Source organism: Kitasatospora sp. NPDC032150 (assembly GCF_055579945.1).
This window is the reverse complement of sequence record NZ_JBVIMH010000104.1, coordinates 1-1,661: the sequence shown is the minus strand read 5'-3', so window position 1 is coordinate 1,661 and position 1,661 is coordinate 1. Positions and strand designations below refer to the sequence as shown.

Below are 1,661 nucleotides of genomic sequence, written 5' to 3'. Positions count from 1 at the left end.
AGAAGCCGTTGTCGTACCGCTCGTGGGGCTTGTCGATCGAACAGGGGTCTCGTTCGGGTGATCGTGGACAGGCCGGCGCATAAAGGCAGGGCCTCTTGGTAGCTCGGTGGGTGTCTACGCCAGATCGAGCAACCAGGAGGCCCTGGTGTTGCAGTCTTCCGTGTCGGTGCCCGTGGAGTCCAACTCGGCCGCCCGGTCGTGTGATTGCCTCGCGCATGTGTACGGGAACGCGGCCGACCGTCCGGACCGGGCCCCGCGTTACCCGTCGGACATGAGCGACGCGGAGTGGGCCGAAGTCCGCGCCGCGCTGCCGGTGCCGGGGTGGCTGGAGGGCCGGGGCGGCCAGCCGGAGGGCTACTGCCACCGGCAGCTGATCGACGCGATCCGCTACCTGGTCGCGGGCGGCATCACGTGGCGGGCCATGCCCGTGGACTTCCCCGTCTGGGACCGCGTCTACGCCTTCTTCAAGCGTTGGCGCGACAAGGGCCTGGTCAAGGAACTGCACGACCGGCTGCGAGGGAAGGTCCGCGAGGCCGAGGGCCGAGACCCGGAGCCGACGGCCGGGATCATCGATTCGCAGTCGGTGAAGGCCGCCGCCTGCGTTCCGGCGTCATCGCGTGGCTACGACGGCGGGAAGAAGGTCAACGGACGGAAGCGGCACATCGTGGTCGACTGCCTCGGGCTGCTGCTGGCCGTGATGGTCACCGCCGCGAACGTGACCGACCGCCAGGCCGCGGTGAGCCTGCTCGCCGCCGTACGGGCACGGTACTTCCGCCTGACGTTGGTGTGGGCCGACGGCGGCTACAGCGGGCGCCTGATCGAGTACGCCCACAAGGCCTGGCGGATCGCACTGACGGTGATCAAGCGCAGCGACGACACCTCCGGGTTCGTGGTCCTGCCGAAAAGGTGGCTGGTGGAACGCACGTTGGCGTGGCTGATGCGCTCACGCCGCCTGGCCCGCGACTACGAGACCCGCACCGACACCGCCGAGGCGATGATCCGATGGTCGATGACCATGGTCATGAGCCGCCGCCTGGCACGGCGGCGATGCTGAACCGGCCCGGGCTCTCCTCCACCAGCCAGCCCCGCGCCACCAGGCGCTTCGCCTTCGACCGCACGCCCTCGACCTTCGCCGGGACAACCTCAAGCCCCAGAGCGTCGGTGATCTGCTGACAGCTCATCGCCGCCTCGTCGCCGGATCGCCGGCCGTCGGCCAGAAGATGGACGATCCGCTGGTAGTCCGGCGCCAGCGCGGCCACGTCCAGCCCTTCCCGCCGCACCGGCACGATCGAACCGGCCACCACAGGCCTGGCCGGCCCCGGCACAGCCTGCCCGCAAGACGTGCCCTCGGACGGCTTGGCCTCTTCTTGCCCACGCGGCTCGGACAGGACCTGATCGACCCTTTCCCGGGCGATCACCCACCGGTCCCAGTCCGTCTCCGCCTCCGCGAGCTCGGCCATGATCCGCTCCGCCTTCTCGCGCAGCGACTCCACTCGCTGTCGCGCGGCAAGCTCCCGCTCCTCCAGCAGCCCCACCACCGACGCCATCCCGGCACCTCCACCGACGAGACAACCCGACGGCTCCACCCTGCCTCGAAAACGCCGACACCATGCCTGAACAGCGGAAACTCAACGATCACGTTCGGAAAGACAACGGCTTCT

General features: G+C 69.4%; 2 protein-coding genes. One reads left to right on the top strand and one right to left on the bottom strand.

Translation table 11 applies throughout. The features are described 5' to 3' along the window. The first annotated feature begins 271 nt into the window (after window positions 1-271). Window positions 272-1,054, top strand: a complete 783-nt coding sequence (locus ACZ5ON_RS35995) for an IS5 family transposase (protein ID WP_465601831.1) — start codon at window positions 272-274, stop codon at window positions 1,052-1,054. Here ACZ5ON_RS35995 and ACZ5ON_RS35990 read toward each other — a convergent pair. Further along, complete coding sequence (locus tag ACZ5ON_RS35990) at window positions 1,020-1,547, bottom strand: hypothetical protein (RefSeq protein WP_465601828.1); 528 nt, start codon at window positions 1,545-1,547, stop codon at window positions 1,020-1,022. The two genes, ACZ5ON_RS35995 and ACZ5ON_RS35990, sit on opposite strands and share 35 nt — an antisense overlap. Window positions 1,548-1,661 lie beyond the last annotated feature (114 nt).